The following is a 26,663-nucleotide window of genomic DNA, read 5'->3' on the forward strand; positions in this document are numbered from 1 at the left end:
GCCCTCTCCGTCTTCGATCTGTTCGCCATCGGTATCGGCCCCTCCAACTCGCACCCGGTCGGCCCGACGCGCGCCGCCGGGATGTTCGCGCGGCGGCTGAAGACCGAGGGCCCGCTCGCCCCTACCGCCGCCGTGCGCGCCGAGTTGTTCGGCTCGCTCGGCGCGACGGGGCACGGGCACGGCACGGGCACGCGCACGGGCACGCGCACGGGCACGGCACCCTGAAGGCGGTCCCGCTCGGCCTGGAGGGCCACGCCCCCGACACCGTCGACCCCGACCGGGCCGACGACGAGGTGACACGGATCCGGGCCGCCGGCCAACTGCGGCTGCTCGCCACCGAGATCGGCGACAGGCACCCGGTCCCCTTCCGTAAGAGGCCCTCACCAGCCGGGGGTGTTCACGAGTGCCCTTGGCCGGCGCGGACGCGGCCACTCGTCGATCGCGTCCCGCGACGCCATCACTGAGCGCGCCCTGGTGCGTCACCGCCAGCGACCTCGCGCGTGGTTGGCCGTGGCGCGTCGTCGGCTCGATCGCGGGTCCTGCGTGGCGGGGAGTGCGGCGGGTGCGCTGATCGGGGGTGTCGACGGATCAGGGGCGGTCAGAGTTCCGGCCATCCGGTCGTGGCCGGGTTCGGCAGGCAGGCGAGAGGTTCCTGACGGCTTTTCCGTGGCCCTCACGGGCGAGTGCACCATCCGGTAGCGATCAGGGCTCCGCCGCTGGGTGGTAGCGCACGGGTGGGTACGGTGCGAACCCCGCGGTCGTTGGCCGCACGACTCCGGGGTGGGCTCAGAGTGCGGCGGGCAGCGGCTGCGGGTAGAGGGTGGCGTTTCCGGTGACGGTCAGTCCGGTGGGGTCGCCGGGGCCGAGGGTGAGGGGGCCGGTGTGGCGGACCGTGATGGTTTCGTCGAGTCCGCGGACGGTGACCGAGACGAGGGCGTCGTGTCCGTAGTAGCGGATTCCCGCGACGGTGCCGAGCGTGGTGGTCGTGGTGGGATCGCTCAGGAGGAGTTGTTCGGGGCGCAGCAGGACGGATCCGGTGCCGTCGGTGGCCGTGGTCAGGGGGATGTCGCCCAGCGGTGTGCGGGCGGTGCGGCCGGCGGCCTGGCCGGGCAGGAGAACGGCGTCGCCGATGAACGAGGCTACCCAGGGGTCGGCGGGGCGCCGGTAGATCTCCTGGGGTGTTCCGTGCTGGGCGACCTTGCCGTCGCGCAGCACGGCGACGCGGTCGGCGACCGACAGGGCTTCCTGCTGGTCGTGGGTGACCAGGACGGCGGTGGCGCCGGTGGTGCGAAGGACCGCGCGGACTTCGTCGCGGAGCCCGGCGCGCAGGGCGCTGTCCAGGGCGTTGAACGGTTCGTCCAGCAGGACGAGGGTGGGGCGCGGGGCCAGGGCCCTGGCGAGGGAGACACGTTGCTGCTGGCCGCCGGAGAGTTCGTGCGGCATACGGCTGCCGAGGCCCGCCAGGCCCACGAGTTCCAGGAATTCTTCTGCCCGGGCCTGCCGTTGGCGGCGCGGGAGGGCGGTCAGGCCGAAGGCCACGTTGCGGGCCACGCTCAGGTGCGGGAAGAGGGCGCCTTCCTGGGCGACGATGCCGATGGCCCGCTTTTCGGGGGGTATGTGCACGCCGGTCCCGGTTACGGCGCGTCCGCCGAGGGTGACGGTGCCGTGGTCGGGGCGCAGGAAGCCGGCCACGACGCGCAGGAGGGTGGTCTTGCCGCAGCCGGAGGGTCCGAGCACGGCGGTGAGGTCACCGCTGGTGACGTCGAGGTCGAGGCCGCGCAGGACCGGCTCGTCGGCGCCGGGGCCGCCGTAGGACTTGGTGAGTCCTGTGATGCGCAGGTCGGTCATGAGCGGTGCCTTCCGAGGAGATACGCGGGGACGGCGGCGATGAGGATGAGGAGCAGTGCGTACGGTGCGGCGGCGGCGTACGCGGCGACTCCCGTGTGTGTCCACAGCCGGGTGGCCAGGGTGTCCGCGCCGGTCGGCCGCAGCAACAGGGTGGCGGGCAGTTCCTTCATGATGACGACGAAGGTCAGGGCTGCTCCGGCGGCGACGCCGGGGGCCGCGAGAGGGAGGGTGACGTCCCTAAGGGCGCCGAGCGGGCCCCGGCCCAGCGAGCGGGCCATGTCCTCCAGTTCGGGGGCGGCCTGGGCGACGGCGGCCCGGACCGCGGTGACGGCGAGTGGCAGGAACAGCACGGCGTAGGCCATGACGAGCAGCGGCCACTGCTGGTAGAGGGGGTAGGCGTAGCGCACGGAGAGGAACACCATGGCCAGGGCGACGGTGATGCCCGGGAGGGCGTGACCGGCGAAGGACGCCTGTTCGAGCAGGTGTGCCGTGCGGGTGCGGTGGCGTGCGGCGATGACGCCGACCGGCAGGGCGAGGAGGACGGTCAGTGCCGCGCCGGCGGCGGCGAGGCCGATGGTGGTCCAGGCGGTGCCGATCAGCTCCCCCGGCTGCCAGGTGCCGGAGTTCCCCCTGGCGATCCAGTAGGCGAGGGTCCCTACGGGGAAGGCGACCGCGATGGCGGCGACGAGCGCGCACCAGCCGACGGCGGGCAGGCGCAGTCTGCCCAGCGGGAGGCGTTCGGCGGGCCGGGCGGTGCCGCGGCCCGGTCTGTCCAGCCGGGTCCGGCCGCGGGTGCGGCGTTCGGCGAGCACCAGCAGGACGGTGATCAGCACCAGGACACAGCTCAGGGCCGCCGCGGGAGTACGGTCGAAGCTGCCCCGGTAGGAGGTGTGGATGGCGCGGGTGAAGGTGTCGTAGCGCATCAGGGACACCGCGCCGTAGTCGGAGACGACGTAGAGCGCCACCAGGAGTGCGCCGCCGGCCGCCGCGGGGCGCAGTTGCGGAAGGGTCACGCGCAAGAAGACGCTCAGGGCGTTGTGGCCCAGGGAGCGGGCGGCTTCCTCCTGGGCGGGGTCGATGCCGCGCAGGACGGCGGCCACCGGGAGATAGACGTAGGGGAAGCAGGACAGGGTCAGCGCGATGGCGGCGCCCCGGAAGCCGGCCAGGTCGGGGAAGGCCGACAGCCAACTGAAGGCCATCACGTAGCTGGGAACGGCCAGGGGCAGGGTGGCGACCACCGACCACAGGCGGGGAGCCGGCAGCGCGGTGCGTTCGGTCAGCCAGGCCAGGGAGACGCCGAGCAGCAGGCTGCCGCAGACGACGGTTCCGGCGAGGTTCAGGCTGCGCACGAGGAGTTGGGCCGTGCGGTCGGCGGCGACGATGTCCCAGGCATGGCCGGGGCCGTGTTCCAGAGCGCGCACGGCGAGATAGACCATGGGCAGCAGGGCGAACAGGGCGGTGACGGCCGCCGGGACGGCGAGCAGCGCCGGCGTCCGGGCCCCGCTGCGGGCGGCCCGCAGTCGGCCCGTCCGGCGCGCGGCACCGGCCGTGGCCGCGCGCTTGCCTCCCGGGGGCCGGGCGGCACCCGGGAGGCCGGAGCCGCCCCGGCCGGCCGGGCCGCCGGAGGGCGCCCGGGCCGGAACGCTCATGTCGGCGCGTTCGGTCACAGCATCCCGACGTCCTGGAGGAGAGCCAGGGTCTCCTGGAGCGAGTCGAGATCACCGAGGTCGATCTCGGGGGTCTCCAGCGACTCCAGGGGAGGCAGCCCCTCAACCGGGCTGGTGACGCCCGCGGCGAGCGGGTACTCCTTGGTCTCCTCGGCGAAGTAGGTCTGGGCCTCCTCGGAGAGCAGGAAGTCGACCGCCTCCTGCGCCGCCTCGCCCTGGCCGCCGTGCGCCAGGATGCCGACGCCGGCCGCGTTGACGAGGGAGCCGGGGCCGTCTCCGGGAAGGTGGTGCAGCTGGGCGGTCACCTGGTCCTCGCCTTCCTCGGCGACGCGCTCGAACCAGTAGTAGTGGTTGACCAGGCCCAGCGCGATCTCGCCGTTGTCGACCGCGTCCATGATCGTGATGTTGTTCTCGTACGCCTGGGCGCCGTTGTCCTGGATACCTTCCAGCCAGGCGCGTGTGGCGTCCTCTCCGTCGATGAGGCGCATCGCGGTGACGAACGTCTGGAACGAAGCGTTGGTCGGGGCGTAGCCCACCTGGCCGTTCCACCGGGACTCGGTCAACTCGTCCAGATCCGAGGGGAGTTCCTCCTCGCTGACCTGGTCGGGGTTGTAGACCACCACCCGTACGCGCCCCGAGAGGCCGACCCAGGTGCCGTCCTCGGCGCGGAACGCGGGGTCGACCCGGTCGAGGGTGGCCTGCGGCAGCTCGGTCAGGACCCCTTCGTTGGCCAGCGCACCGAGGGCACCGGCATCCTGCGAGAAGAAGAGGCTGGCGTTGGTGCGTTCACCCTCCTCAAGGATCTGGGCGGCGAGTTCGGCACTGTCCCCGTACCGGACCGTGACGTCCGTGCCGGTGGCTTCCTCCAGCCGCTCCAGCAGCGGGGCCACCAACTCCTCATTGCGGCCGGAGTAGATGACCAGTTCCTCACCCGAGCCGCCGCCGTCCGAACCCCCGTCGTCGCTTCCGCAGGCGGCGACCGCGGGCAGCAGGAGGGCCGCGGCCACGGCGAACGCCGCCCGCCGCACGGGCCGGTGTCTGCTGGTGACGGGAGTGGCTTCGGGGAGCGCGGAAGACATGACGAGCCCTTCGGGGACGGGGAATGCGGCGAGCGACACGCGGTCAGGCGGGGACGGCCCTCCACCGGAGAGCTGTCCCATGCTTAGGGGAGGCTTACCTAATAGTCAAGGAAAAGTTGAGAAGGTGTGCCCGAGACGCACTCGTGGAACGCGGATCCGCAGACATATGTGATCGGATCGTGACTGTTCATTTTAGGTTTGCCTTACCTAAGATGCGCTCGTGACTGCGCCTTCCGAGCTGCTCCCCAGCACCCCGGCCGTTCCCTTCGCCCGTGACCTGGCGGCCCATGGCGACCGGACGGCATTCATCACCCCCAGCGGCGAGATCTCCTACCGGGAGCTGGCCCGGCGCGTGACCGACCTCGCCGCCCGCCTCGGCCACGAGCGGCGGCTGGTGCTGCTTGAGGGCGCGAACACGGCCGACGCCCTCGTGGTCTACCTCGCGGCGCTGGCCGGCGGCCATCCCGTCCTGCTCGTGCCCCACGGCAACGCCGAGAGCACGACAGCGCTGACCGGCCGCTACGACCCGGACATCGTTGCCACGTCCGTCGACGGGGAGTACGTGCTCGACGAGCGCCGGCCCGTTTCCGCACACACGCTCCACCCCGACCTGGCGCTGCTGCTGAGCACCTCGGGCTCCACCGGGTCGCCCAAGCTCGTCCGGCTGTCGTTCCAGGGCCTCCAGGCCAACGCGGAGTCCATCGCCCGGTACCTGGACATCCGTGACAGCGATCGCGCCGCCACGACCCTGCCCATGCACTACTGCTACGGCCTGTCCGTCATCAACAGCCACCTCCTGCGCGGCGCCGGGGTCATCCTCACCGAACTGTCGGTCTCCGACCCCTGCTTCTGGAACCGGTTCCGCGACGGCCGGGGCACGACGTTCGCCGGCGTGCCCTACACCTTCGACCTGCTCGACCAGATCGGATTCCCCGCCATGCGGCTGCCGCACCTGCGGTATATCACCCAGGCGGGAGGGCGGCTGGCACCGGAGCAGGTGACCCGCTACGCCGCGCTGGGCCGGCGCGACGGCTGGGAGCTGTTCGTGATGTACGGCCAGACCGAGGCGACAGCCCGCATGGCCTACCTGCCCCCGCACCTGGCGCTCTCCCGGCCCCAGGCGATCGGCATACCGGTACCGGGTGGCTCCTTCCGGATCGAGCCGCTTCCCGACCAGCCCGGGCAGGACACCGGGGAGCTGGTCTATTCCGGCCCCAACGTCATGCTGGGCTACGCCGAGACCCCCGCCGACCTAGCCCTGGGCCGCACCGTCACCGAGCTGCGTACCGGTGACATCGCCCGCCGTGCCCCGGACGGGCTGTACGAACTGGTGGGACGGCAAAGCCGGTTCGCCAAGATCCTCGGCCTGCGGATCGATCCGCGACAGGTCGAGACCATGCTCGAAAGACACGGCATCGCCGCGGACTGCCTGGGCGACGACGACGAACTGCTCGTCGCCGTCGCCGGTGACGACACCACCGACGCGCGCACCGTCCGGCGCCTGGTGGCGGGCGAGTGCGGCCTCCCGGTGCGGGTCGTCCGCGTCGCCGTCCTGGCGGAACTGCCCCGCCTGGCCACCGGGAAGCCCGACTACGGCGCCGTCCGCCGCCTGGCCCGCGCCGCCTCCCAGGCCCAGGGCGGGAAGACCACGACCGACCGCGCGGACGGCCCCGAAAGCCTGTGCCGCCTGTACGCGGACATCCTCGACCGCGCCGACGTCACCGAGGACAGCAGCTTCGTCGGTCTGGGCGGCGACTCGCTCACCTACGTCGAGATGTCCGTCCGACTGGAGGCGATACTCGGGAAACTGCCGACCGACTGGCACACCCGGCCGATACACGACCTGCGCCCGGCCGGTACACGACCCGCCGCCTCCCCCCACCTGCGCGACCTGGACACCAGCGTGGCCCTGCGCGCGGTGTCGATCGTCCTCATCGTCGGCTCGCACATCCCCCTGTTCACGATCCTGGGCGGCGCCCACGTCCTGCTCGGCGTGGCCGGTTACAACTTCGCCCGCTTCCACCTCACCCCCGCCGGACGCCGCCAGCGCGTGCGGAACGCGTGGGGCGCCGTCGCGCGCCTGGCCGTGCCGAGCGTGCTCTGGATCACCTTCGCCCTGCTCGTCACCGGCGCATACGACCTGGCCAACGTCTTCCTGCTCAACAGTGTCGTGGGCGAACGCGAGGGCACGGCGGAATGGCAGTACTGGTTCATCGAGACCCTCGTCTACTTCCTCGTCGCCGCGACCACCCTGCTCGCGGTCCCCGCACTCGACCGGGCCGAACGCCGGTTCCCCTTCGGCTTCCCCATGGCACTGGTCACCCTCGGCCTGGTGACCCGCTACGACCTGATCGGCCTCGACATCCACATCCGCACCCTGACGCCGATCATGGTCTTCTGGCTGTTCGCCCTCGGCTGGGCCGCCGCCAAGGCCCGGACCGTTCCCCAACGCCTCCTGGTATCCGCCACCCTGCTCGCCACCGTGCCCGGCTTCTTCCCCCAACCCGAACGCGGCCCCATCGTGATGGCCGGCCTCCTCCTGCTGATCTGGGTGCCCAGCCTGCCGTGCCCCGCGCCGCTCAACCGCATCGCCGGCACGCTGGCAGCAGCCTCCCTCTACATCTATCTCACCCACTACCAGGTCTATCCCCGCTTTGAGTTCTCCCCCCTCCTGGGACTGGCCGCCTCCCTCGCCTTCGGCACCGCCTGCACAGCCGCCGCGTCACGCGCGACACGACACCTCACCGCACGCCTCCGCCGCAGAGGAACCGGACGACAGGCACCCCCGCGGAGTACCAAGGTGTGACTGTGGTGTGCGGGGAGGTGGGTCACGTGCGAGCGCGGGCGTGGTGGAGCATGGCGGCCACGCCGTCGTCGCTGGGCGTGTAGGTCATACCGCGAAGTACGGCGACGGGGGCGCCACGGCCGCGTTGGCCGAGGATGATTCCCGCGGCGGCGGCGATGAGGTCGGTAAGGGTCTCTTCCTGGCGTTTGGTCCGGCCGCCGGGTGGTGGCGCATCATGGGGGCGCTGACGGCCTCCGCGGGAACGGAGCAGGATGACGGACGGCCTCGCCGCGTTCGGAGCGTTCTTCGCCCTGCGGACGCATCCGGCACATGCGACGCCCGTGCCGCCGTGGCGGCCCATGGGGGAGCTGGCGCGGGAGCCGACGGCGCTGCGCGACCGTGTCGAGGCGGTCCGCGGCGGGCTGGCCGCTCTCAACGGCCGGGAGCCGGACGGCATCGAGCTCCGGGTGGCGGCCTCTATCGCCCATCTCGGACTCGTGGCCCGGCTGTTGTCACCCGCCCTCGTCCTGGCCGTTCTCCAGCGCCGTCATCTGGCCTCCTCGCTGGGCGCGTTGTGGTGGCAGCCGGTGCTCGGCGGTCCCGTCCCGTTGTCGGCGCCCGCCGAGCCGGTCCTCGCCCCCGCCCCGGCCTCCGGGCCCGCCGATCTGCTGCACGACTGCCTCACCGACGGCCCGGTCGGTGAACTGACCAGCGCTTTCCGGGCATTGCGGATCTCACCACGTGTCCTGTGGGGCAACGTGGCCTCGGCCCTCCACAGTTCGGCGGTGCTGACCGCCTCGGCCCGCCCCGACCTGGCGGCCGGGGTCCGCGCGCTGACCGCCGCGCTGCTGGCCCGTCCGCCCCTGCGGGACACGGCCCGGACCACGGCCGAGGGCCGTTTCCAGCGGCGGAGCTGCTGTCTGATCTACCGCACCGCGCCGGGCCCCGCCGGTCCGGTCTGCGGTGACTGCGTGCTCGCCGCGCGAGGGTGAACATCGTCGAGTGCGGAGCGAACCGACGTTCCTCTGGGTGCGGCGGGGGATGTTGCGGCGGTGAACGACGCGGTGGACCATACGGATATGGAGTTGGGGGACCGCATCGCCGCGGTGCGCGCCGGGGTGGGTGATCCGGCCGCGATGCTGGGGGAGTTCCGACGGTCGGCAGTGCTGGTGCCGGTGGTGGGCGGGGAGTTCATGTCGGCGGTGTCCGGTGGCATCCGCTGGGTGTACGCCTTCACGGACGAGGCAGCGCTGACGCGGTTCGCGGCGGCGCGCGGGGAGGCGGCGCGGGAGTGGGAGTACGCCGCGGTGCTGGGCGCGCGGCTTCTCGACGCCGTCGTACCGGAGTGGAACGGCCCGGCCGGGGTGGCGGTGGATGTGGCGGACGAGGACGGCTCGATGCTGTTCCCGCCGGTGAAGGGGATCGTGCCGGTCGCGGTGGCGGTGGACGCCACGAACGTCACGGACAGGGAGGGGGAACGGTGAGCGGTGCGGGCGACCTGAGCATCAGCCAGGAGACCGTCGACCTGATCACGCGCGGACTGCGGGCGGCGATAGACGAGTTGGGGGTCGTGGGAAACGAGACCGGGGCCCTGATGGGCAGCGGTTTCGACGACATGTCGCTGACCAAGATGGAGGCAGGCGGCGGCGGACTGGCCGACGCCTTCGAGGACTTCTGCGAGCGCTGGGAGTGGGGCGTGCGCGGGCTGGTCCAGGACGCGAACGAGATCGCGAACCGGCTGGGGCTGGCGGCCGGGATGATGTACGAGGAGGACCAGTACTGGGCGGACACCTTCGCGGTGTCCCTCAACGCCGTGTCCCCGACCGGCAATCCGCACGCCACCGAGGAGGAGATCGGCCGCCAGAGCATCGGTGACATCCTGACGCCGGACGCGCCGGACTACAGCGGGGAGTCCCTCCAGCAGGCCGGGGAGGACATCACGGGGGCGTGGCAGGACACCGGGCACAGCCTCCTGACCGAGGGGACGGGCGGGACGCGCACCGACGCGACCGAGGGGCTGCTCGGCATCGACCTGACGCCCGGGGAGGAGCGCTGACGGTCCATGGGAATCATCGGTGATCTCACCCCGGATGTGATCGAGGACGCCGTCGAAGAGGGCGTCGAGGCGGTCGGCGACGGTGTCGACGCGGCGAGCGACTGGACCGCGGACCGGCTGGACGACACCGGCCTGGAAAGCGCGGCGAGCTTCGTCCGGGAGACCGGCGACTCCGTGGCGAACCGACTGGGCGCGGATGTCGACGAGTTACAGCTCGACCAGACCGAGGACCCGACGAAGCTGATTCATGGCAGTGTGGGGAAACTGCGCTCGACCGCCGCTCATCTGACCGACTTCCAGGGCGCGTTCAACAATGTCGGCAATGGGCTGCGGGGCGTTGACGGGGACGCGCTGAACGGGCAGACGGCGGACGCGTTCCGGGAGCGGATGTCGGTCGAGCCGGAGAAGTGGTTCACGGCGGCGGAGGCATGTGAGCGGGCGTCCCGCGCGCTGAACGATTTCGCGGACACGGTGGAGTGGGCGCAGGGGCAAGCGCAGGAGGCGATCGACAGGTACCGGGCGGCCGAGCGGGCCTCCGAGGAGGCGCGTTCGGCGTACAACGCGGACGTGGAGGCGTACAACACGGCGGTGGACGTCTGCAACGCCACGCCGCCGGAGGAGCGCGGCGGCGGCGTTCTCCCGCCGTGTCCGACCGCGTTCCGTGATCCGGGTGTGGCGATGGTGGAGGAGGCCGCGGAGATCCTGGCCGAGGCGCGCCAGCAGCGCAACGAGGCCCACGACCGGGCCAGGGCGGCGGTGGAGACGGCGCGCGACGCGGCTCCGCCGAAGCCGTCGTACGGCGAGCAGGCGGGCGACGCCTATACAGGCGTGCGGTTGAACGCCTCGCACTTCATGGGCGGGGTCGTGCGGGGAACGGCCGGGGTGGTCAACTTCGCGCGGAGCGTGAACCCCATCGACCCGTACAACCTGACGCATCCGGCGGAGTATCTCACCGCGCTCAACAGCACCGCGACCGGCCTGGTCCGGATGAGCAACGACCCGGTCGGCACGGCCGGGACCATGGGGAACTCCTTCTCCGAGGACCCGGCGGAGGGCACGGGCAGGCTGGTGCCGGAGCTGATCGGCACCCGGGGCGTGGGCGGCGCCCGGGCCGGCGCCAACGCTGCCCGGCACCTGCCCGAGCCCCGGTCCCCGGGGCGCACGCAGCTACGGGAGGACGGCCCCGACACGCACAGCACGCCGCCCGGGGAAGTCACCACCGGCAGCACGGACCCGGTGAACCTGGCCACTGGGCGGATGTGGCTGGAGCAGACGGACATCGCGCTGCCGGGCCTGCTGCCGCTGGTCTTCCGCCGTCACGTCGAGTCCGGGTACCGCGCGGCCGCTGGTTCGGCCCGTCCTGGACGAGCACCGTCGACCAGCGGCTCCAGATCGACGCCGAGGGCGTGGTGTTCCTCTCCGAGGACGGCCTCGTGCTGGCGTATCCGCATCCCGCGCCGGGCGTGCCCACCTTGCCCGCGTCCGGGCCGCGCCGCCCGCTGGAGCGCACGGCCGACGGCGACTACCTGCTCACCGACCCCGACACCGGCCGGACGTGGCACTTCGCCGGGCCGCCCGGTACGGAGCCGGGCGGTGACGGCGAGGCGCCGCTGGCGGAGATCAGCGACCGCGTCGGACACCGGCTGACGTTCGAGTACGACGAGCATGGCGCCCCGGCCGGCATCGTCCACTCCGGCGGCTACCACCTGACGCTCACCTGCGAGGCCGGCCGGATCACCGCGCTCCGGTTGGCCGGCGCGGACCAAGAGGTGGTCAGCTACGGCTACACCGACGGCGACCTGACCGAGGTGGTCAACTCCTCCGGCCTGCCCCTGCGGTTCGCCTACGATGACGAGCACCGGGTCATCGCCTGGACCGACACCAACGACCGCCGCTACGACTACGTCTACGACACCTGGGACCGGTGCGTGGCCGAGGGCGGCACCGAGGGCCACCTCGCCGTGCGGATCGCCTACGGCGACCCCGACCCGGCCACCGGCCACCGGGTCACGACCGTCACCACGCCGGAAGGCCAGGCGAGCCGCTACCTCGTCGACGCCGCCTGCCGGGTCATCGCGGAGACCGACCCCCAAGGCCACACGGTCCGCACCGGTTACGACGGCGAGGGCCGCGTCACCGCCCGCACCGACGCGCTGGGCCACACCACGGGTTTCCACTACGACGAGCGCGGCAACCTGGTGGCCGTTCACCGGCCCGACGGGACGGAGACGTTCGCCGCCTACAACGACCTGGGCCTGCCGGTGGAGATCACCGACCCGGACGGGGCGGTGTGGGAGCAGGAGTTCGACGCGCGGGGCAACCGGACCGCGGTGACCGACCCGGCCGGCCACACCACCCACTACACCTACGACGCCTCAGGCCATCTCACCTCGGTCACCGACCCGCTCGGCCACACCACGCGCGTACGGTGCGACGCGGCCGGACTGCCGCTGGAGATCACCGACCCGACCGGCGCCGTCACGACATACCAACGCGACCCGTTCGGCCGCCCCACCGCCATCACCGGTCCTCCCCCGGACTCCGTCCGGGGGAACCCCCAGGGCGCCACCACCCGCCTGGAATGGACGGTCGAGGGTCATCTCGCCCGCCGCATCGACGCATGCGGCGCCGAAGAGACCTGGGCTTACGACGGCGAGGGCAACTGCGTCCGCCACACCGACGCCCTCGGTCAGGTCACCCGCTACGAGTACGGCCCCTTCGACGTGCTCACCGCCCGCACCGACCCCGACGGTGCCCGCTACGCATTCACCCACGACACCCAGCTGCGCCTCACCCGCGTCACCAACCCCCAGGGCCTGACCTGGGAGTACACCTACGACCCGGCCGGACACCTGACCGCCGAGACAGACTTCGACGGCCGCACCCTCACCTACACCTACGACCCCACCGGCCGCCCGCACTCCCGCACCAACCCCCTGGGCCAGACCATCGCCTTCGAACGCGACCCGGCCGGCCGGATCACCCGCAAGGACGCCGCCGGGCAGATCACCACTTACACGTACGACCCCGCCGGACGGCTGACCTCCGCCGCCGGACCGGACGCGGAGATCGTCTACCAGCGCGACCGCCTCGGCCGCGTCAAAACCGAGATGGTCAACGGCCATGTCCTCACCCACACTTACAACGCGGCCGGCCGCCGCACCCGCCGCACCACACCCGCCGGCGCCGTCTCCACATTCACCTACGACCAGGCCGGCCGCTCCACCGCCCTGAACGCCTCCGGCCACACCCTCGCCTTCGAACGCGACGCCGCCGGCCGCGAAACCGCCCGCCACATCAGCGACACCCTCCAACTGACCCGCACCTTTGACCCGGCGGGCCGCCTCACCACCCAAACCCTCACCACCCCCGGCGGGCCGCTGCACCACCACACCTACACCTACCGCGCCGACGGCCACCTCACCGGCATCGACGACCGCACCTTCGACCTCGACCCGATGGGCCGGGTCACCGGCGTCCACGCCCAGGGCTGGAGCGAGACCTACGCCTACGACACGGCCGGCAACCAGACCCACGCCACCTGGCCCACCGGCCACCCCGGCACCGCCGCCACCGGCCCCCGCACCTACACCGGCACCCGCCTGCTACGCGCCGGCCGGATGCGCTACGCATACGACGCGGCCGGCCGGGTCGTCCTGCGCCAGAAAACCCGGCTGTCGAAGAAACCGGACACCTGGCGGTACGAGTGGGACGCCGAGGACCGCCTGACCGCCGTCACCACCCCGGACGGCACCCACTGGCGCTACCACTACGACCCCCTCAGCCGCCGCACCGCCAAACAACGCCTCGCCGCCGACTGCGAAACAGTGGTGGAACAGGTCGACTTCACCTGGGACGCCACCACCCTGATCGAACAGACCACCACCACCCCGGCCCTCCCCCACCCGGTCACCCTCACCTGGGACCACGACGGCCCGCACCCCATCGCCCAGACCGAACGCATCACCGCCGCCGACACACCCCAGACCGAAATCGACCGCCGCTTCTTCGCCATCATCACCGACCTCATCGGCACCCCCACCCACCTCATCGACCAGAACGGCACCACCGCCTGGCACACCCAAACCACCCTCTGGGGCACCACCACCTGGAACACCAACGCCACCGCCTACACCCCCCTCCGCTTCCCCGGCCAGTACTACGACCCCGAAACCGGCCTCCACTACAACCACCACCGCCACTACGACCCCCAAACAGCCCGCTACACCACCCCCGACCCCCTCGGCCTCACCCCCGCCCCCAACCCCACCACCTACGTCCACAACCCCCACACCTGGACTGACCCATTGGGGCTCGCGCCGGAGTGTCTCAACGAGACCGGAAGAGAGGGAAGGGACGCCAACCAGAACTTTCTGTCCGGTTCTGGTGATGGACAGAGGCTTGCCGAGCAGTTGCGCCGCGAGTCGGCCGCATCCATCTTCGCGCCGGACGGGAGGCTTACTCCGCAGGCCATTGACGAGTCAGTGCGAATTATCCCGGGCGAACGGTTGGGTAACCCTCACCTCCGGGCACACCTGACTGCCGATGGCAGCGACATCAGCGACTGGGGCAAGTACTCGACGGGAACGCATCAAAGTCCCTATGGGGACTTCCAGGTGCACTACTACTACAATCCGGAATCCGGGCAAGTGGCCTACGATTACGACTACAAGATAGTCATGAACAGAAGGTGACGGGTATGAAAGTTAGATTCACCAGGAGCGAGGGGTTGGAACCAGGCGCACTACAAGGAGCAGGCGCACTGAAACCAGGCGAAGAATATGTCGTCCTCGAAGTGTTTTCTCAGCACGGCAAAGATACCTCCTTCCGCATGGAGTACTCTCCTCGCGAATCATGTGCGGTATTCGACAGTCGACTATTCACTATCACGTCCGCGAAAATGCCGCCGTCCTGGATCTTCTTTCAACTGGCGAGCGGGTCGTTTTCGCTGTGCCCGGAGCCGTGGAGCGATCAGGGCTTCTGGGAAGCCTTTTACGATCGAGAACAATGGGCGGTGGCGGCCTACGAAACCGAAAAGCAGAAGATCCTCGCAGTCTCCTAAGGCTCCTTGGCCCCGCCTCAGCGATCAATGCGACCCGATGCACACAGGTTTGCCGGTTGAAGGCGGAAGCCGCACATGGGGGCAGGACGGGTGTCGGCGGGACGGGACCGAGATGACGGGACAGCCTTGAGGCATCCCGTACTCCTACAGGGTTGCGAAGCCTCGGCGGCAGCCGCTCCCGTCCAGGTGCGACAGCCGGTACGCGGCATGGGGTGATCTCCAGGGATACAACCTCGCTGCCGTCTCGGTGGTCTCTCCTCGCGATCATTCATCCGGACGAGGAGAGTTGACGTTGAGACACCTGACAAGAGCTGTCGTGGCCGGGCTGGTTGCCGTCGCGGGCGCCGGGGTCGGAGCCGGGCAGGCGGCGGCTGCTGCCGACGGGAGTGGGGCCTCGCGGGCGGTCGAGCGGGGGTATGCCGTTTCCTGTGTCGGGGAGGCGGGTGGCGTCTCCGTCGTGGTTGATCTGTATCAGAACTCCGCCTACGGGACCCACGCCGGTGTGTCGGTGACCGCGGCGGATGGGATGGAGTACGGCGGGGGGTACGGGCCGGAGGAGTTCCTCGTCTTCGACGGGGGGCGGGTCGACGCCTCGGTGCCCGTGCGGCGGCTGGACGAGAGTGGGGAGGCGGCCGGGAGTGCCGTCGTCACCGGGGTCTACGCCACCGCGGGGGCGCCGGAGCGGGTGCATGAGGTCATCGAGGATCCGGCGGGGACCTACGTGGTCACGCACGGCACCAACACCCCGCTCGCGGCGGACGTCGGCGTGGACGTGCTCGGCACCACCGTGCCTCTGTCCTGCTCGACCTCCTTCGCCTTCGACCTGCGCGTGTGGCGGATCGACACCGGGAGCCGTTAGCGCCGGGGCGGCGTGTACGGGGCGCCGTCCGCCGAGGTGACGTCCACCGTGGCGCGTCCGCCGTCCGGGTGGATGCGGACGACGGGGATCGCCTTGTTCTCCGGGCTGCCGTCGGGTCCGATCGAGATCCAGCCGCTCGCGCCCGCGACGGCGTTCGCGTCGTGCAGGGTGGTGATCTGCTGGAAGACGTCGCTGCTGGTGATGTCCGTGTACTCCGGGGTGGCGACGCTCCTGATCGCCTCCACGGCCGTCAGCACGGCGTCGTGGGCCATGATCGCCTGACCGTCGTCGAGGGCGCTGTCGGGGAACGTGGTGGTGTACGTGCCGCCCGGCCGGAAGACGCTGACGGCGGTCGGGCTGAACACGGTGGTCGCCTCCTCCCAGGCGCCGGGGTGGGCCAGGCTCGTGTAGGCCAGCTCGATCCGTCCCAGCTCCACGGCCTGGCGGACGTCCTCGAACGTGTCCTGCTCCACCGTCTGCGAGGCGTCGTCGCCGGACAGCACGGTGAGCGGGGCGTCCTGGCACTGGCGGTGGGCCAGCGGTCCGAGGAAGGCGACCAGGTCACGGCTGCGCCCGGCGAAGTACACGACATCGGGTCGCTGGAGACAGAGGTTCGCCATCTCGTTGTCGAAGTAGGTGGCCAGCCCGCTCTGCGAGGAGTCGAACTGCATGGGCTGTCCCGGCACGAACCGGTCCTCGGGAAGCTGCCGGGCGAACTCCTCGGCGAGCGTGGCGGTGTACTGGTCCTCCTCGTTGGCGTCGCGCACGAGCAGCACCCGGTCGTCCTCGCGCCCGTCCTCCGACAGGTACTGGACCGCGGCGGCTGCCTGGTCGGCGTTGGGCGGAGCCACCCGCACCAGGCCGCGGACCTCGGCGAGCCGGTCGGAAGTCAGCACGGTGCCGAACGAGGCGATGTCGGCCTCAGCCAGGTCGGCCACCGTCTTCTGGGTGGCCCGCAGGCTGGTGCCCAGGCCGGCCACGGCCACGATCCGGTCGTCCGCCCGGCGACCGGTGATCTCGCCGACGGTGAACCGCCGCTGCGCGTCCGTCCGTCCGGGGTGGGCGAGCAGGAGCCGGATGTGCGGGGACTCGCCGTGCCCCAGCCGGTTGTTCGCCTCGAACTGCGCGGCGTACGCGCCTTCCAGCTCGTGCCGCACCGAGTCCCGGGTGTTGCTGTACCCGGGGTCGGGGGTCATCGGCAGCAGGTACACGACGCTGACGTACGGGACGCCCTCGGAGCCGTCGGCCTCCTCCAGCACGGCGTCGTTCTCGGCCCGGATCAGCTCGAAGACGTCGCCGAGCTCCTCGCTGAAGCGGAAGCCGCCGTCGGTCAGCCCCACGCACTCGCGCTCGTCGCCCTCGCCGATCTCCTCGACGCCGTCCGCGCAGCTCGTGTCCTCGGGCCCGAACACCAGGATGGAGCCCGCGCCGAGGACGGCGAGGACGGCGGCCAGGACGAGGCCCCTCCCCCACCGTGTGCGGTACCAGCGGATCGGCGGGTCCGGTTCCGGGGGCACTGTCATGGCGCCGCTCCCTCCTGTCGGTGCCGGGCGGTCGTACCGGTCACGGGCGCTCCTGGTACCGGTGGGCCTCGTGCATGAGTCCCGCCGCCTTCACGTCGGCGTGGGCGCCCAGCTCGCGGAACATCGAGTTGATCGTGGGGTTGAGCGAGCGGGCCGGACTCGGCAGCCGGTTGCGCGGGTCGGTGGCCAGCCAGAGCGACGTCACCAGGACGGTGAGGGCCCGGTGGTCGCGGAACGCGGCGGGTGCCAGCTCCTCGGCGAGCCGGAAGGCCCGGCGCGCCGCCGATCCGCCCGTGTCCACGGGCCGGCGCAGCGGCGCGGCGGTGATGGCGTAGAGCTCGTACAGCCAGGCGTCGATGTCGGGCAGGGTGCGAAGGCTGTTGTTCAGCCGGCCGACGACGGCCTCCAGCTCCCCCAGCGCCAGCCGATGGTAGAAGGCGTCGAGCGGCCGGGCGTGGTCCTCGCACCAGTCGCGCAGCCCGGTGTGGACGGCCGACCACTCCGGTCGTTCACCGGCCGGGCGGCCGGCGAGCTCCTGGAGCAGCAGAAGCCGTAACCAGGGCTGAAGCACGGGCCGTCCCGGCAGGGGGACGGGGTGGCAGTCCGGGGGCAGATATCCGCTGCCGTGGCCGCCCCGGGTCGAGGCGTCCTCGGCCACCGGGGCGATCAGCCACAGCCGGGCGCCGACATCCCCGAGCAGCGTGGGGTCCCCGGTCCCGTCGAGCAGGCCGGCGTCGACGGCGGAGTCGAACTCGCGGGCCGCCGCGCAGGTGGCGAGCGCGACGCGCTGCTCCTCGGTGAAGTCCTTGAGCAGGTGGCGCACGGCGGCCTCGGCCAGCGGTACCGGCGGCCCGGCGGCCCCGGGCGGGGGCACGGGCGTCTCCAGGACCGCGCGCAGGTCGGCGCCGGTGTCCGGCCGGGCGAGGGCCTGCCGGACGACGCCGTGCAGCTGCCGCACACTCCACGGGTGTCCGTAGGTGAGGCGGTGGACGAGGGGGGTGGCCTCCGCCAGCCGGGGCACGCCCTCGGCGAGCCTCTCCACCTCGTCGGCCGTCAGGTCCTGCAGGCCGACGGGGTACCAGTGCCAGGCCGAGTCGACGGCGGGGTGGGGCCTGGCCCGCCGCCAGGCGGCGTACGAGGCGTCCTTGGGCGCGGTGACCCGCAGGCCGCTGGGGCCGGGAGCGAACGGCCCGGGGATCTGCCCGGCGTCGCCGGCGGTGGCGACCACCAGCAGCGGGTCGAACGACGTACCCGGGCCCGCGGTGTCGGTGTGGGCGCGGATGTCGATGAGGAGGTCGAGGAAGGCCCGGCCCCCGTTCCGGTCGACGTTGTCCAGCAGGAGGACGCACGCGCGGTCGCGGTCGTGCCGCGCGTAATGGGCCTTCAGGTCCGCGACGAACGCCTCGCACAGGGTGCGGTCGACGGCCTCGCGGTCGGCGTCGGCGTCGCTCTGGGCGAGCTGGTTGAGGGCGACGAGCGCGTCCAGCCCGGCGTACTCCTGCCGGGCCTGGTACCAGGCGAGGCCGGTGTGCCACAGCAGGCGGACCGGCAGCCGGGGCAGGCCGCGCTGGATGAGATTCACCAGCAGGCTCGCCCCGGGGAACTGTAAGAGGTTGAGGTCCTGGAGGAGGGCCATGAACTCGGGCAGGACCGGCGCCGTGTCACCGGCGCCGTCCTCCTTGATCTGGCGCAGCCTCCCCTTCAGCTCCTCCCGCGGGCTCGGCCCGCTCAGATCGGAGCTGAGCCGCATGTCCATCACCAGCAGCCCGAGCGTGAGCCGCGGGAAGCGGATCGCCGGCTGGTTGGGGTGCCGGTAGGACAGGCCGAAGGCGAGACGGGCCGCCACCTCATGCGGTCTGCGGGGCGCGTCCGAGGCGAAGTCGTACGGCGCGCGGGGGCGGGTGGAGGCGATCCAGCCGAGCCAGTTCAGCGTGGCCGTCTTGCCGCTGCCGCGGCGGCCGAGGAGCAGGATGACGGGCAGCTCGCGGCCCCGCCGCCGCTCCGCCCGGCTCCCGGCCGGACGCCCCCGGCACTGGTCGAAGAGGAGCTCTATCTCTCTGATCCCCCGCGGGTACTCCGGCCGCGTGACCATCTTCCACCCCCTGTGACCCCCGCACGGACACGCTCGGTGTGCGGGCACTGCACGTATCGTGTCACGAAGTGCGGTGCGAACGAGGGGAGTTCGCAAACCTTGGGCCACGCCGTACGACGACCGCGCCGTACCACGACCGCGCCGTACCACGACCGCGCCGTGCGACGACCGCGGCGATGCCGGGCGGCGACGCTGAGGCGTTGGTCACGGTGGCGGCGGGACCCCTGGCCCATTTTGCAACTTGTTGCATAATGGCGGTGTTCCGAACGCACGCCCGAGGAGGCACCGATGACTCCGTACCCGCACCTGCTGAACCCGCTCGACCTGGGCTTCACGACGCTGCCCAACCGGATGGTCATGGGCTCGATGCACCTCGGGCTCGAAGAGGCCGAGGGCGGCTTCGCGCGGATGGCCGCGTTCTACGCCGCCCGCGCCCGGGGCGGGGTCGGCCTGATCGTCACCGGCGGCATCGCGCCCGGTGAGCGCGGCCGGCCCTGGGAGGGCGGCGCCATGCTGATCACCCAGGACGAGGCCGAACGGCACACCGTCGTCACCGACGCCGTGCACCGCGAGGGCGGGCGGATCGCGATGCAGATCCTGCACTTCGGCCGGTACGCCTACCACGACGACCTGGTGGCGCCCAGCGCGATCAAGGCGCCCATCAGCACGCACACCCCGCGCGCGCTCACCGGGGACGAGGTCGAGGAGACGATCGAGGAGTTCGTCCGGGCGGCCGAGTTGGCGAAGCTCGCCGGGTACGACGGCGTGGAGATCATGGGCTCCGAGGGCTACCTGATCAACGAGTTCATCGCCGCGGCGACCAACCACCGCACCGACCGCTGGGGCGGCTCCTACGAGAACCGCGTCCGGTTCCCCGTCGAGATCGTCCGCCGCACCCGCGAGCGGGTCGGCCCGGCCTTCATCATCGTCTACCGGCTCTCCATGCTCGACCTCGTCCCCGGCGGCTCCTCGCTGGCGGAGGTCACGGCGCTGGCGAAGGAGATCGAGGCGGCCGGCGCCACGATCATCAACACCGGCGTCGGCTGGCACGAGGCCCGCATCCCGACCATCGCCACCTCGGTGCCGCGCGGCGCCTACGCCTGGGTCACCAAGAAACTGATGGGCTCGGTCTCGATCCCGCTGATCACCAGCAACCGGATCAACACCCCTGAGAAGGCCGAACAGTTGCTCGCCGAGGGCTACGCCGACATGGTGTCGTTGGCCCGGCCGTTCCTCGCCGACCCCGACTTCGTCGCCAAGTCCGCCGCCGGCCGCGCCGAGGAGATCAACACCTGCATCGGGTGCAACCAGGCGTGTCTGGACCACACCTTCAGTCTCCAGATCGCCTCCTGCCTGGTGAATCCGCGCGCCGGGCACGAGACCGAGCTGGTCCTCGCCCCGACCCGACGCCGCAAGCGCGTCGGCGTCGTCGGCGCCGGCCCGGCCGGGCTGTCGTTCGCCGTCTCCGCCGCCGAGCGCGGGCACGAGGTCACTCTCTTCGACGCCGACGACGAGATCGGCGGCCAGCTCACCCTGGCCAGGAAGGTGCCCGGCAAGGAGGAGTTCGACGAGACCCTGCGGTACTACCGGGTCCAGCTCGCCGCCCGCGGCGTGGACGTCCGCCTCCGCACCACCGCCACCCCGGAGCTGCTCGACGGCTTCGGCTTCGACGAGATCGTCGTCGCCACCGGCGTCACCCCGCGCGTCCCCGACATCCCCGGCGTCGATCACCCGATGGTCGTCAGCTACGTCGACGTGCTGCGCGGCGGCGCCGAGGTCGGCAAACGGGTCGCGATCGTCGGCGCGGGCGGCATCGGCTTCGACATCGCCGAGTTCCTCACCGACGGCGGCGAGAAGGCGAGCCTGGACCCGGAGACGTACTTCCGGCAGTGGGGGGTGGACACCGGCTACGAGGCGCGCGGCGGCCTGCGCGCGGCCGAACGCGCCACGTCGCCGCGATCCGTGCACCTGCTCCAGCGCAAGACCTCCAAGGTCGGCGCGGGCCTGGGCCGGACCACGGGCTGGATCCACCGCACGGAGCTGCGTGCCCGCGGCGCCACCATGGTCCCGGGCGCCGCGTACGACCGGATCGACGACGCCGGGCTGCACGTCACCGTGGACGGAACGGCGCACGTGCTGCCCGTCGACACGGTCGTGCTGTGCGCCGGGCAGGAGCCGCGCCGGGACCTGTACGAGGCGCTGCTCGCCGCCGGGCGCGGCGCGCACCTGATCGGGGGCGCCGACGTGGCGGCCGAGCTGGACGCCAAGCGCGCCATCAGGCAGGGCACGGAGCTGGCCGCGACCCTCTGAACCGGGCCCGGACCGGGGCCACCACCACTCCCTAGGATGCGTGACATGTCCCTCCCGCACGCCATCCTCACCGCCCTGCTCGAAAAGCCGTCCTCCGGCCTTGAGCTGACCCGCCGCTTCGACCGGTCGATCGGCTACTTCTGGCCGGCGACGCACCAGCAGATCTACCGGGAGCTGGGCAGGCTGGAGGAGTCAGGTCTCATCCGCGCGCTGCCGTCCGCACAGGCGGCGCGCGGCCGGCGCAAGGAGTACGAGGTGCTGCCCGCGGGCCAGGAGGAGCTGGCGGCCTGGGCGTCCGCGAGCCAGCCGCCCCGGCCGATGCGCGATCCGCTGCTGGTGCGGGTGCGTGCGGCGGCCGTGGTCGGCAGCGCGGGTATCGAGGCCGAGCTGAACCGTCATCTGGCCGAGCATCGGAGGCAGTTGGCGGAGTACGAGGCGATCGAGAAGCGGGATTTCCCGCCGGAGCGCGACGCCCCCGAGGACCGGCTGCGGCTTCTCGTGCTGCGGGCCGGCATCGGCTTCGAGGCCGGCTGGATCGCCTGGCTCACCGACGCGCTGGCCGAGGTCCGCCGGATCGGCACCCCTTGACCCGGGCCCGGCGGGACTTTCCGGCGCCCGGCGGGACTTTCCGGCGCCCGGCGGGACTTTCCGGCGCCCGCCGGCCTGCCGGTCCACGTGCTGGTCGGCGACCGGGACCCGCTCCACCGGGATCCGGCCTCAGTGACCGCTGGTCGAGCGCTACCGCACGGCCGGCGTCGAGGACCTGACCCACCGGGCCCACCACCTGCGCCGGTGCCCGCCCACGAGCTGTCAACGAGACCCACCGCGTCGAGGTCGTCGCGGATCTGACCGACTGGCTCGAAACGATTTTCGCGAAGTGGGAACCGCGGGGCCACCTCCCGCGTTCTCCCCAGTGACCCGTTTCCGTCCGGCCCGACCGAGAATCCGTTCCCGGCCGGGCCGGGGTCCGTACGGGGCTCCTCGCGGCGCTCAGCTCTCGCGCCAGCCGAGCTTGATGAGCTGATTCCTGGCGTCCTCGGAGACCTCGGTATCGGCCACCACGTCATAACGGGCGGCCACGATCCGGCTGCGCGAGGAGAAGTCCCGGCCTCCGCCGCTGAACGCGTGGCTCGCGAAGCCGAAGACGGCGCCGAAGAGCGCGCCGTAGACCAGGCCGCTCAGCATCAGGATCAGGACGGCGTGTCCGCCCGCGGCGAACACGGACAGCAACAGGCCGATCAGGAGTCCGAACCAGGCGCCCGTGCCCGCGCCCGCCAGCGCGGCCTTGCCGCGGGTGAGCCGGCCGAGGACCGTTTCGACCATGCGCAGGTCCGAGCCGACGATCGCGGTGCGCTCCACCGGGAAGTGGCTGTCGGACAAGAAGTCGACCGCGCGCTGGGCCCCCTCGTAGGTCGGATACGAGCCGACCACCGGGCGGTCGGCCTCCGGGGCGGCGGCGTGCGCGTGTTGCGTCATCGCGAGGCTCCCTTCCTCGCCCTCCAGCCTGCGCCGGTTCGGCGAACCGCGCAAATGGAGCACAACGGGAGGAATGCGGGGAACGTTCCTCACTCGCCCAGCGTGAGCACCACCTTGATGTCCTCGGGGGCCGGGGCGTACGCCTCCGCGAAGCGCTCCAGCGGCACCCGGCGGGTGATCAGCCGCTCCAGCCAGGCGGCGTCGGCCCGCGTCAGGGCCTCGGCGGCCTGCCGGTAGTGGCGGAGGTTGGCGTTGACGGAGCCCACCACCGCGTTGTTCTCCAGGACCAGCTCACGGTTCAGGCAGCCGGCGTCCACGGTGAGGTGGCGCCCGGACGGCGAGACGCCGGTCAGGCAGATGACGCCGTACGGCGCGGTCCCCGCCATGGCGTCCACCACGAGCCGGCCGACCCCGGTCGCCTCGATCACGATGTCCGGCTGGAGCGCCGCGGTGACCTTGTCCAGCTCCTCCGTGTGGTAGGCCGCGCCGAGGTCCGCGACCAGGGCGGGCTTCGGGCCGTCCGTGACCCGGTCCAGGACATGGACGTCCAGCCCGCGCTGGGCGCCGAGCAGCGCGGCCAGCAGGCCGATCGGGCCCGCCCCGGTGACCAGCACCCGGTGCGGCTCGAACCAGGCGCGGGCGCCGACCCGTTCGACCTGCTCCCACGCCTTGGCCACCACACTGGCCGGCTCCATCAGCACGCCGACCCGCTCCAGGCCGGGCGCCAGCGGGACCGCGTAGCCGGTCTCCAGGGTCCATACCTCGGCCGCGTAGCCGTCGCGCTGCCGGATGCCGCGCTCGGTGTACCCGTCGTTGCGGCACATGTCGAACTCCCCGTGCGCGCACGCCCCGCACGGCTCCGGGTCGGGCCGCCGGACGACGCCCACCACCAAGTCCCCGGCGGCGAAGCCGCTGTCCGGCGGGGCCCGGCGGACGCGGCCGAGCGACTCGTGGCCGAGCACCAGCCGCTCGTGGCCCTCCGGTGCCCAGCCGTACTCCCCGGCGATGATCTCGCGGTCCGTCCCGCACACCCCGACGGCGAGCCCGTCGACGAGCAACTCTCCGGCCCCCGGCTCGGGTTCCGGCAGCTCGCGCAGTTCCAGGGAGTCCGGGCGGGGCGGGCGGACGGTGACGGCACGCATGTCCCCAGCCTCGCACGGGCCCACGCGCCGGGCGACCGGGCGGGGTGCCGGGATGCGCGCCGCCGGGGCACGGGCCGTGGCCCGCGTCGCGCCGGTCACGCTGTGCGGCACCGCCCCCACCGTGGCCGGCCGCCGGGCTTCCCGGCCGGTCCCGCCACGTCGTTCACCGTCCGACCCGCCCGCGCGGACCGCGAGCGCCCCCGCCGCGAGCACGCCCACGAGCACCTTTCTGAGCCGCGTCGGCCGTCTCCCCTCTGCCGCTTCCCGGTTGTCTGCCGCTTCCCGGTTGACCGCACCGCGGCCCTACCGTACGGGGCACGCCAAGGCGCCTGGAGCGCCGATGCGTTGAGGAAGCGGGTGCGTTGGGAGAGCCGGTGCGTGGGGAGCGCCGCCGACCGGGCGCCGTCAGCCGTTCGACGGTGTGTCGCTCCCGGTGCCCTCCGCCAGCGGCAGCGCGCGCAGCATCAGCACCGAGCGCTCGGGCACGGTGAGCGTGGCGCCCGCGTCGTGCACCGTGCCCGGCGCGGTCTCCTGGTCCTCGCGGGTGGTGTCGACCAGCAGCTCGTAGCCCTCCGCCCAGGGCGGTCCCGGCAGCGGGAAGTCCACGGGCTCCGGCCCGGCGTGCAGGATCACCAGGAAGCTGTCGTCCACCACCGGGTGGCCCTTGGCGTCGCGCTGCGGGATGTCCCGGCCGGACAGGAACATCCCCAGCGTCTCGCTCGGCGCGTACCAGTCCTCCTCGGTCATCTCCTTGCCCTCGATGGTGAACCAGCCCAGGTCCCTTATGCCCTCGGGACCCTGGCGGCGGCCGGAGAAGAAGGCACGGCGGCGCAGCACGGGGTGGTCGCGGCGCATCCGGATCAGGCGGCGGGTCAGATCGAGCAGGGGCCGCCATTCCGGGTCGGCGAGCAGGAACCAGTCGATCCAGCTGATCTCGTTGTCCTGGCAGTAGGCGTTGTTGTTGCCCCGCTGCGTGCGGCCCATCTCGTCGCCCGCGACGAGCATCGGCACGCCCGTGGACAGCAGGAGGGTGGTGAGGAGGTTGCGCAGCTGGCGGCGGCGCAGGGCGGTCACGGCCGGGTCGTCGGTCTCGCCCTCGGTCCCGCAGTTCCACGAGCGGTTGTCGTTGCTGCCGTCGCGGTTCTCCTCGCCGTTCGCCTCGTTGTGCTTCGTCTCGTAGCTGACCAGGTCGCGGAGGGTGAACCCGTCGTGCGCGGTGATGAAGTTGACCGAGGCGTACGGGCGGCGTCCGCCCCAGGCGTAGAGGTCGCTCGATCCGGACAGCCGGTATCCGAGGTCCCGCACGTCGGGCAGCGCGCCGCGCCAGTAGTCGCGGACGGTGTCGCGGTAGCGGTCGTTCCACTCGGTCCACAGCGGCGGGAACGAGCCCACCTGGTATCCGCCGCTGCCGATGTCCCACGGCTCGGCGATGAGCTTGACCCCGCGCAGCACCGGGTCCTGGGCGATGACGGCGAGGAACGGCGAGAGCATGTCGACATCGTGGAACGAGCGGGCGAGCGCGGCGGCCAGGTCGAAGCGGAAGCCGTCGACGCCCATCTCCTGCACCCAGTACCGCAGCGAGTCGGTGATCAGGCGCAGCACCTGGGGCTGGACGACGTGCAGGGTGTTGCCGCAGCCGGTGTAGTCGGTGTAGTGGCGGGCGTCCTCGGCCAGCCGGTAGTAGCCGGGGTTGGCGATGCCGCGCAGGGAGAGGGTGGGGCCCCGCTCGTTGGCCTCGGCGGTGTGGTTGTAGACGACGTCGAGGATGACCTCGATGCCGGCCTGGTGCAGCGCGCGGACCATCGACTTGAACTCGCCGACCTGCTGGCCGCGGCTGCCGGAGGCGCTGTAGGCGGCGTGCGGCGCGAAGTACCCGATGGAGTTGTAGCCCCAGTAGTTGCGCAGGCCGCGCCGGAGCAGGTGGTCCTCGTGCGCGAACTGGTGGACCGGCAGCAGCTCGACGGCGGTCACGCCCAGCCGCGTGAGGTGCTCGATGGCGGCGGGGTGGCCCAACCCGGCGTATGTGCCGCGCAGCTCGGGCGGGATGCCGGGGTGGCGCATGGTGAAGCCGCGCACGTGCAGCTCGTAGATGACCGAGTCCGGCCAGGGCGTCTTGGGGCGGATGTCGTCCGCCCAGGTCTCGGTGTCGTGCACGACGATGCCCTTGGGGACGAACGGCGCGGAGTCCCGGTCGTCGCGGACGGTGTCGGCGATCTCCTGGCGCGGGTGGTCCCGATCGTGCCCATACGCCTCGGGCGGCAGCGAGAACTCGCCGTCCACGGCCCGGGCGTAGGGATCCAGGAGCAGCTTGGCCGCGTTCCAGCGGGCGCCGGTAGGGGGGTCCCAGCGGCCGTGGACGCGGTATCCGTACCGCTGGCCGGGGCGGACGCCCGGCAGGAAGCCGTGCCAGATCTCATGGGTGAGCTCTTCGAGCAGGCAGCGTGTCTCGCGCCCCTCGTCGTCGAAGAGGCAGACTTCGACCGCCTCGGCGCCGCCCGCCCAGAGGGCGAAGTTGGTGCCCTCGGTGCCGTCGGCGCCCGCGCCGAACCGGGCCCCGAGCGGCTGTGGCCCGCCGGGCCATACGTCGGTCTGCACGCGCTCGGGTGCCTGGGACACGTGTGCCCTCCCATGTCTCGATCTCTGAATGATTCCCGGTGGCGGGCCACCCTCACGTGTGAGCCCATACCTTCATGCCAATCGATCATCTAGGCCACGAATGAGGCATTTTGCCATGGCCGCCCCGCCGGCCCCCTATCGGGTCGGC

Annotated in this window: 16 protein-coding genes and 2 pseudogenes; 10 read left to right on the forward strand and 8 right to left on the reverse strand. The window is 72.1% G+C overall.

Going from position 1 to position 26,663, the window contains the following annotated elements; translation table 11 throughout:
* Positions 1-18: 18 nt before the first annotated feature.
* Positions 19-347 (forward strand): annotated as a pseudogene (locus OIE51_RS07570) (serine dehydratase beta chain); the annotation flags it as partial.
* Between the two features lie 439 nt (positions 348-786).
* Here OIE51_RS07570 and OIE51_RS07575 read toward each other — a convergent pair.
* The 3 genes from OIE51_RS07575 to OIE51_RS07585 are packed head-to-tail and all read right to left on the reverse strand — an operon-like array spanning position 787 to position 4,594.
* Positions 787-1,848: an ABC transporter ATP-binding protein gene (locus tag OIE51_RS07575; protein WP_326596421.1), complete on the reverse strand. Its 1,062-nt coding sequence runs from the start codon at positions 1,846-1,848 to the stop codon at positions 787-789.
* The gene (locus OIE51_RS07580) at positions 1,845-3,497 is read right to left on the reverse strand and encodes an ABC transporter permease (RefSeq protein ID WP_442812043.1); all 1,653 of its coding nucleotides are present in this window, start codon (positions 3,495-3,497) and stop codon (positions 1,845-1,847) included. Before OIE51_RS07580 ends, OIE51_RS07575 begins: the two co-directional genes overlap by 4 nt.
* Positions 3,498-3,511: 14 nt before the next feature.
* On the reverse strand, positions 3,512-4,594 hold the full coding sequence (locus tag OIE51_RS07585) for an iron ABC transporter substrate-binding protein (RefSeq protein ID WP_326596423.1): 1,083 nt from the start codon (positions 4,592-4,594) through the stop codon (positions 3,512-3,514).
* A 220-nt stretch (positions 4,595-4,814) separates the two neighbouring features.
* Between OIE51_RS07585 and OIE51_RS07590 the strand changes: the two genes are divergently transcribed.
* The 7 genes and pseudogenes from OIE51_RS07590 (at position 4,815) to OIE51_RS07625 (ending at position 15,356) form a co-directional block, all read left to right on the forward strand.
* Positions 4,815-7,400 (forward strand): AMP-binding protein, encoded by a 2,586-nt coding sequence (locus OIE51_RS07590; RefSeq protein ID WP_326596424.1) that lies wholly within the window; start codon positions 4,815-4,817, stop codon positions 7,398-7,400.
* 251 nt (positions 7,401-7,651) lie between these two features.
* A complete protein-coding gene (locus tag OIE51_RS07595; RefSeq protein ID WP_326596425.1) occupies positions 7,652-8,371 on the forward strand; it encodes a (2Fe-2S)-binding protein in 720 nt (239 codons plus the stop codon).
* An 87-nt stretch (positions 8,372-8,458) separates the two neighbouring features.
* Positions 8,459-8,863: an SseB family protein gene (locus OIE51_RS07600; protein WP_326596426.1), complete on the forward strand. Its 405-nt coding sequence runs from the start codon at positions 8,459-8,461 to the stop codon at positions 8,861-8,863.
* Positions 8,860-9,435: a hypothetical protein gene (locus OIE51_RS07605; protein ID WP_326596427.1), complete on the forward strand. Its 576-nt coding sequence runs from the start codon at positions 8,860-8,862 to the stop codon at positions 9,433-9,435. The genes OIE51_RS07600 and OIE51_RS07605 overlap by 4 nt, the downstream gene beginning before the upstream one ends.
* Positions 9,436-9,441: 6 nt before the next feature.
* Positions 9,442-13,775, forward strand: a pseudogene (locus tag OIE51_RS26900) (putative T7SS-secreted protein); the annotation flags it as partial.
* A 359-nt stretch (positions 13,776-14,134) separates the two neighbouring features.
* A complete protein-coding gene (locus OIE51_RS07620) occupies positions 14,135-14,497 on the forward strand; it encodes a hypothetical protein (protein ID WP_326596429.1) in 363 nt (120 codons plus the stop codon).
* A gap of 457 nt (positions 14,498-14,954) precedes the next feature.
* Entirely contained in the window at positions 14,955-15,356 is a 402-nt protein-coding gene (locus OIE51_RS07625) for a hypothetical protein (RefSeq protein ID WP_326596430.1), read from the forward strand.
* On the opposite strand, the gene OIE51_RS07630 is transcribed toward OIE51_RS07625, so the two are convergent.
* Both OIE51_RS07630 and OIE51_RS07635 read right to left on the reverse strand, forming a co-directional pair.
* Positions 15,353-16,879, reverse strand: a complete 1,527-nt coding sequence (locus OIE51_RS07630) for an ABC transporter substrate-binding protein (protein ID WP_326596431.1) — start codon at positions 16,877-16,879, stop codon at positions 15,353-15,355. The two genes, OIE51_RS07625 and OIE51_RS07630, sit on opposite strands and share 4 nt — an antisense overlap.
* 40 nt (positions 16,880-16,919) lie before the next feature.
* On the reverse strand, positions 16,920-18,971 hold the full coding sequence (locus OIE51_RS07635; protein WP_326596432.1) for a hypothetical protein: 2,052 nt from the start codon (positions 18,969-18,971) through the stop codon (positions 16,920-16,922).
* A 288-nt stretch (positions 18,972-19,259) separates the two neighbouring features.
* Here OIE51_RS07635 and OIE51_RS07640 point away from each other — a divergent pair, with 288 nt between their 5' ends.
* Positions 19,260-21,281: an NADPH-dependent 2,4-dienoyl-CoA reductase gene (locus tag OIE51_RS07640; RefSeq protein ID WP_326596433.1), complete on the forward strand. Its 2,022-nt coding sequence runs from the start codon at positions 19,260-19,262 to the stop codon at positions 21,279-21,281.
* A 45-nt stretch (positions 21,282-21,326) separates the two neighbouring features.
* Positions 21,327-21,869 (forward strand): PadR family transcriptional regulator, encoded by a 543-nt coding sequence (locus tag OIE51_RS07645; protein WP_326596434.1) that lies wholly within the window; start codon positions 21,327-21,329, stop codon positions 21,867-21,869.
* 402 nt (positions 21,870-22,271) lie between these two features.
* Here the strand turns inward: OIE51_RS07645 and OIE51_RS07650 are convergent, their stop codons facing one another.
* The 3 genes from OIE51_RS07650 to glgX form a co-directional block, all read right to left on the reverse strand.
* Positions 22,272-22,757, reverse strand: coding sequence for a general stress protein (locus tag OIE51_RS07650; RefSeq protein WP_326596435.1), 486 nt, complete (start codon positions 22,755-22,757; stop codon positions 22,272-22,274).
* 89 nt (positions 22,758-22,846) lie between these two features.
* Entirely contained in the window at positions 22,847-23,899 is a 1,053-nt protein-coding gene (locus tag OIE51_RS07655) for a glucose 1-dehydrogenase (protein ID WP_326596436.1), read from the reverse strand.
* 405 nt (positions 23,900-24,304) lie between these two features.
* Positions 24,305-26,515, reverse strand: a complete 2,211-nt coding sequence (gene glgX, locus OIE51_RS07660; protein ID WP_326596437.1) for a glycogen debranching protein GlgX — start codon at positions 26,513-26,515, stop codon at positions 24,305-24,307.
* Positions 26,516-26,663: the final 148 nt, after the last annotated feature.

The sequence above is a fragment of the Streptomyces sp. NBC_01803 genome, from assembly GCF_035917415.1.
Taxonomy (GTDB): Bacteria; Actinomycetota; Actinomycetes; order Streptomycetales; family Streptomycetaceae; genus Streptomyces.

What these genes read in the sequence shown, in the direction of transcription:
- OIE51_RS07575 (WP_326596421.1), bottom strand. Translation starts at nt 1,848, where the DNA reads ATGACCGACCTGCGCATCACAGGACTCACCAAGTCCTACGGCGGCCCC.
- OIE51_RS07580 (WP_442812043.1), bottom strand. Translation starts at nt 3,497, where the DNA reads ATGAGCGTTCCGGCCCGGGCGCCCTCCGGCGGCCCGGCCGGCCGGGGC.
- OIE51_RS07585 (WP_326596423.1), bottom strand. Translation starts at nt 4,594, where the DNA reads ATGTCTTCCGCGCTCCCCGAAGCCACTCCCGTCACCAGCAGACACCGG.
- OIE51_RS07595 (WP_326596425.1), top strand. Translation starts at nt 7,652, where the DNA reads ATGACGGACGGCCTCGCCGCGTTCGGAGCGTTCTTCGCCCTGCGGACG.
- OIE51_RS07600 (WP_326596426.1), top strand. Translation starts at nt 8,459, where the DNA reads ATGGAGTTGGGGGACCGCATCGCCGCGGTGCGCGCCGGGGTGGGTGAT.
- OIE51_RS07620 (WP_326596429.1), top strand. Translation starts at nt 14,135, where the DNA reads ATGAAAGTTAGATTCACCAGGAGCGAGGGGTTGGAACCAGGCGCACTA.
- OIE51_RS07630 (WP_326596431.1), bottom strand. Translation starts at nt 16,879, where the DNA reads ATGACAGTGCCCCCGGAACCGGACCCGCCGATCCGCTGGTACCGCACA.
- OIE51_RS07635 (WP_326596432.1), bottom strand. Translation starts at nt 18,971, where the DNA reads ATGGTCACGCGGCCGGAGTACCCGCGGGGGATCAGAGAGATAGAGCTC.
- OIE51_RS07640 (WP_326596433.1), top strand. Translation starts at nt 19,260, where the DNA reads ATGACTCCGTACCCGCACCTGCTGAACCCGCTCGACCTGGGCTTCACG.
- OIE51_RS07645 (WP_326596434.1), top strand. Translation starts at nt 21,327, where the DNA reads ATGTCCCTCCCGCACGCCATCCTCACCGCCCTGCTCGAAAAGCCGTCC.
- OIE51_RS07650 (WP_326596435.1), bottom strand. Translation starts at nt 22,757, where the DNA reads ATGACGCAACACGCGCACGCCGCCGCCCCGGAGGCCGACCGCCCGGTG.
- OIE51_RS07655 (WP_326596436.1), bottom strand. Translation starts at nt 23,899, where the DNA reads ATGCGTGCCGTCACCGTCCGCCCGCCCCGCCCGGACTCCCTGGAACTG.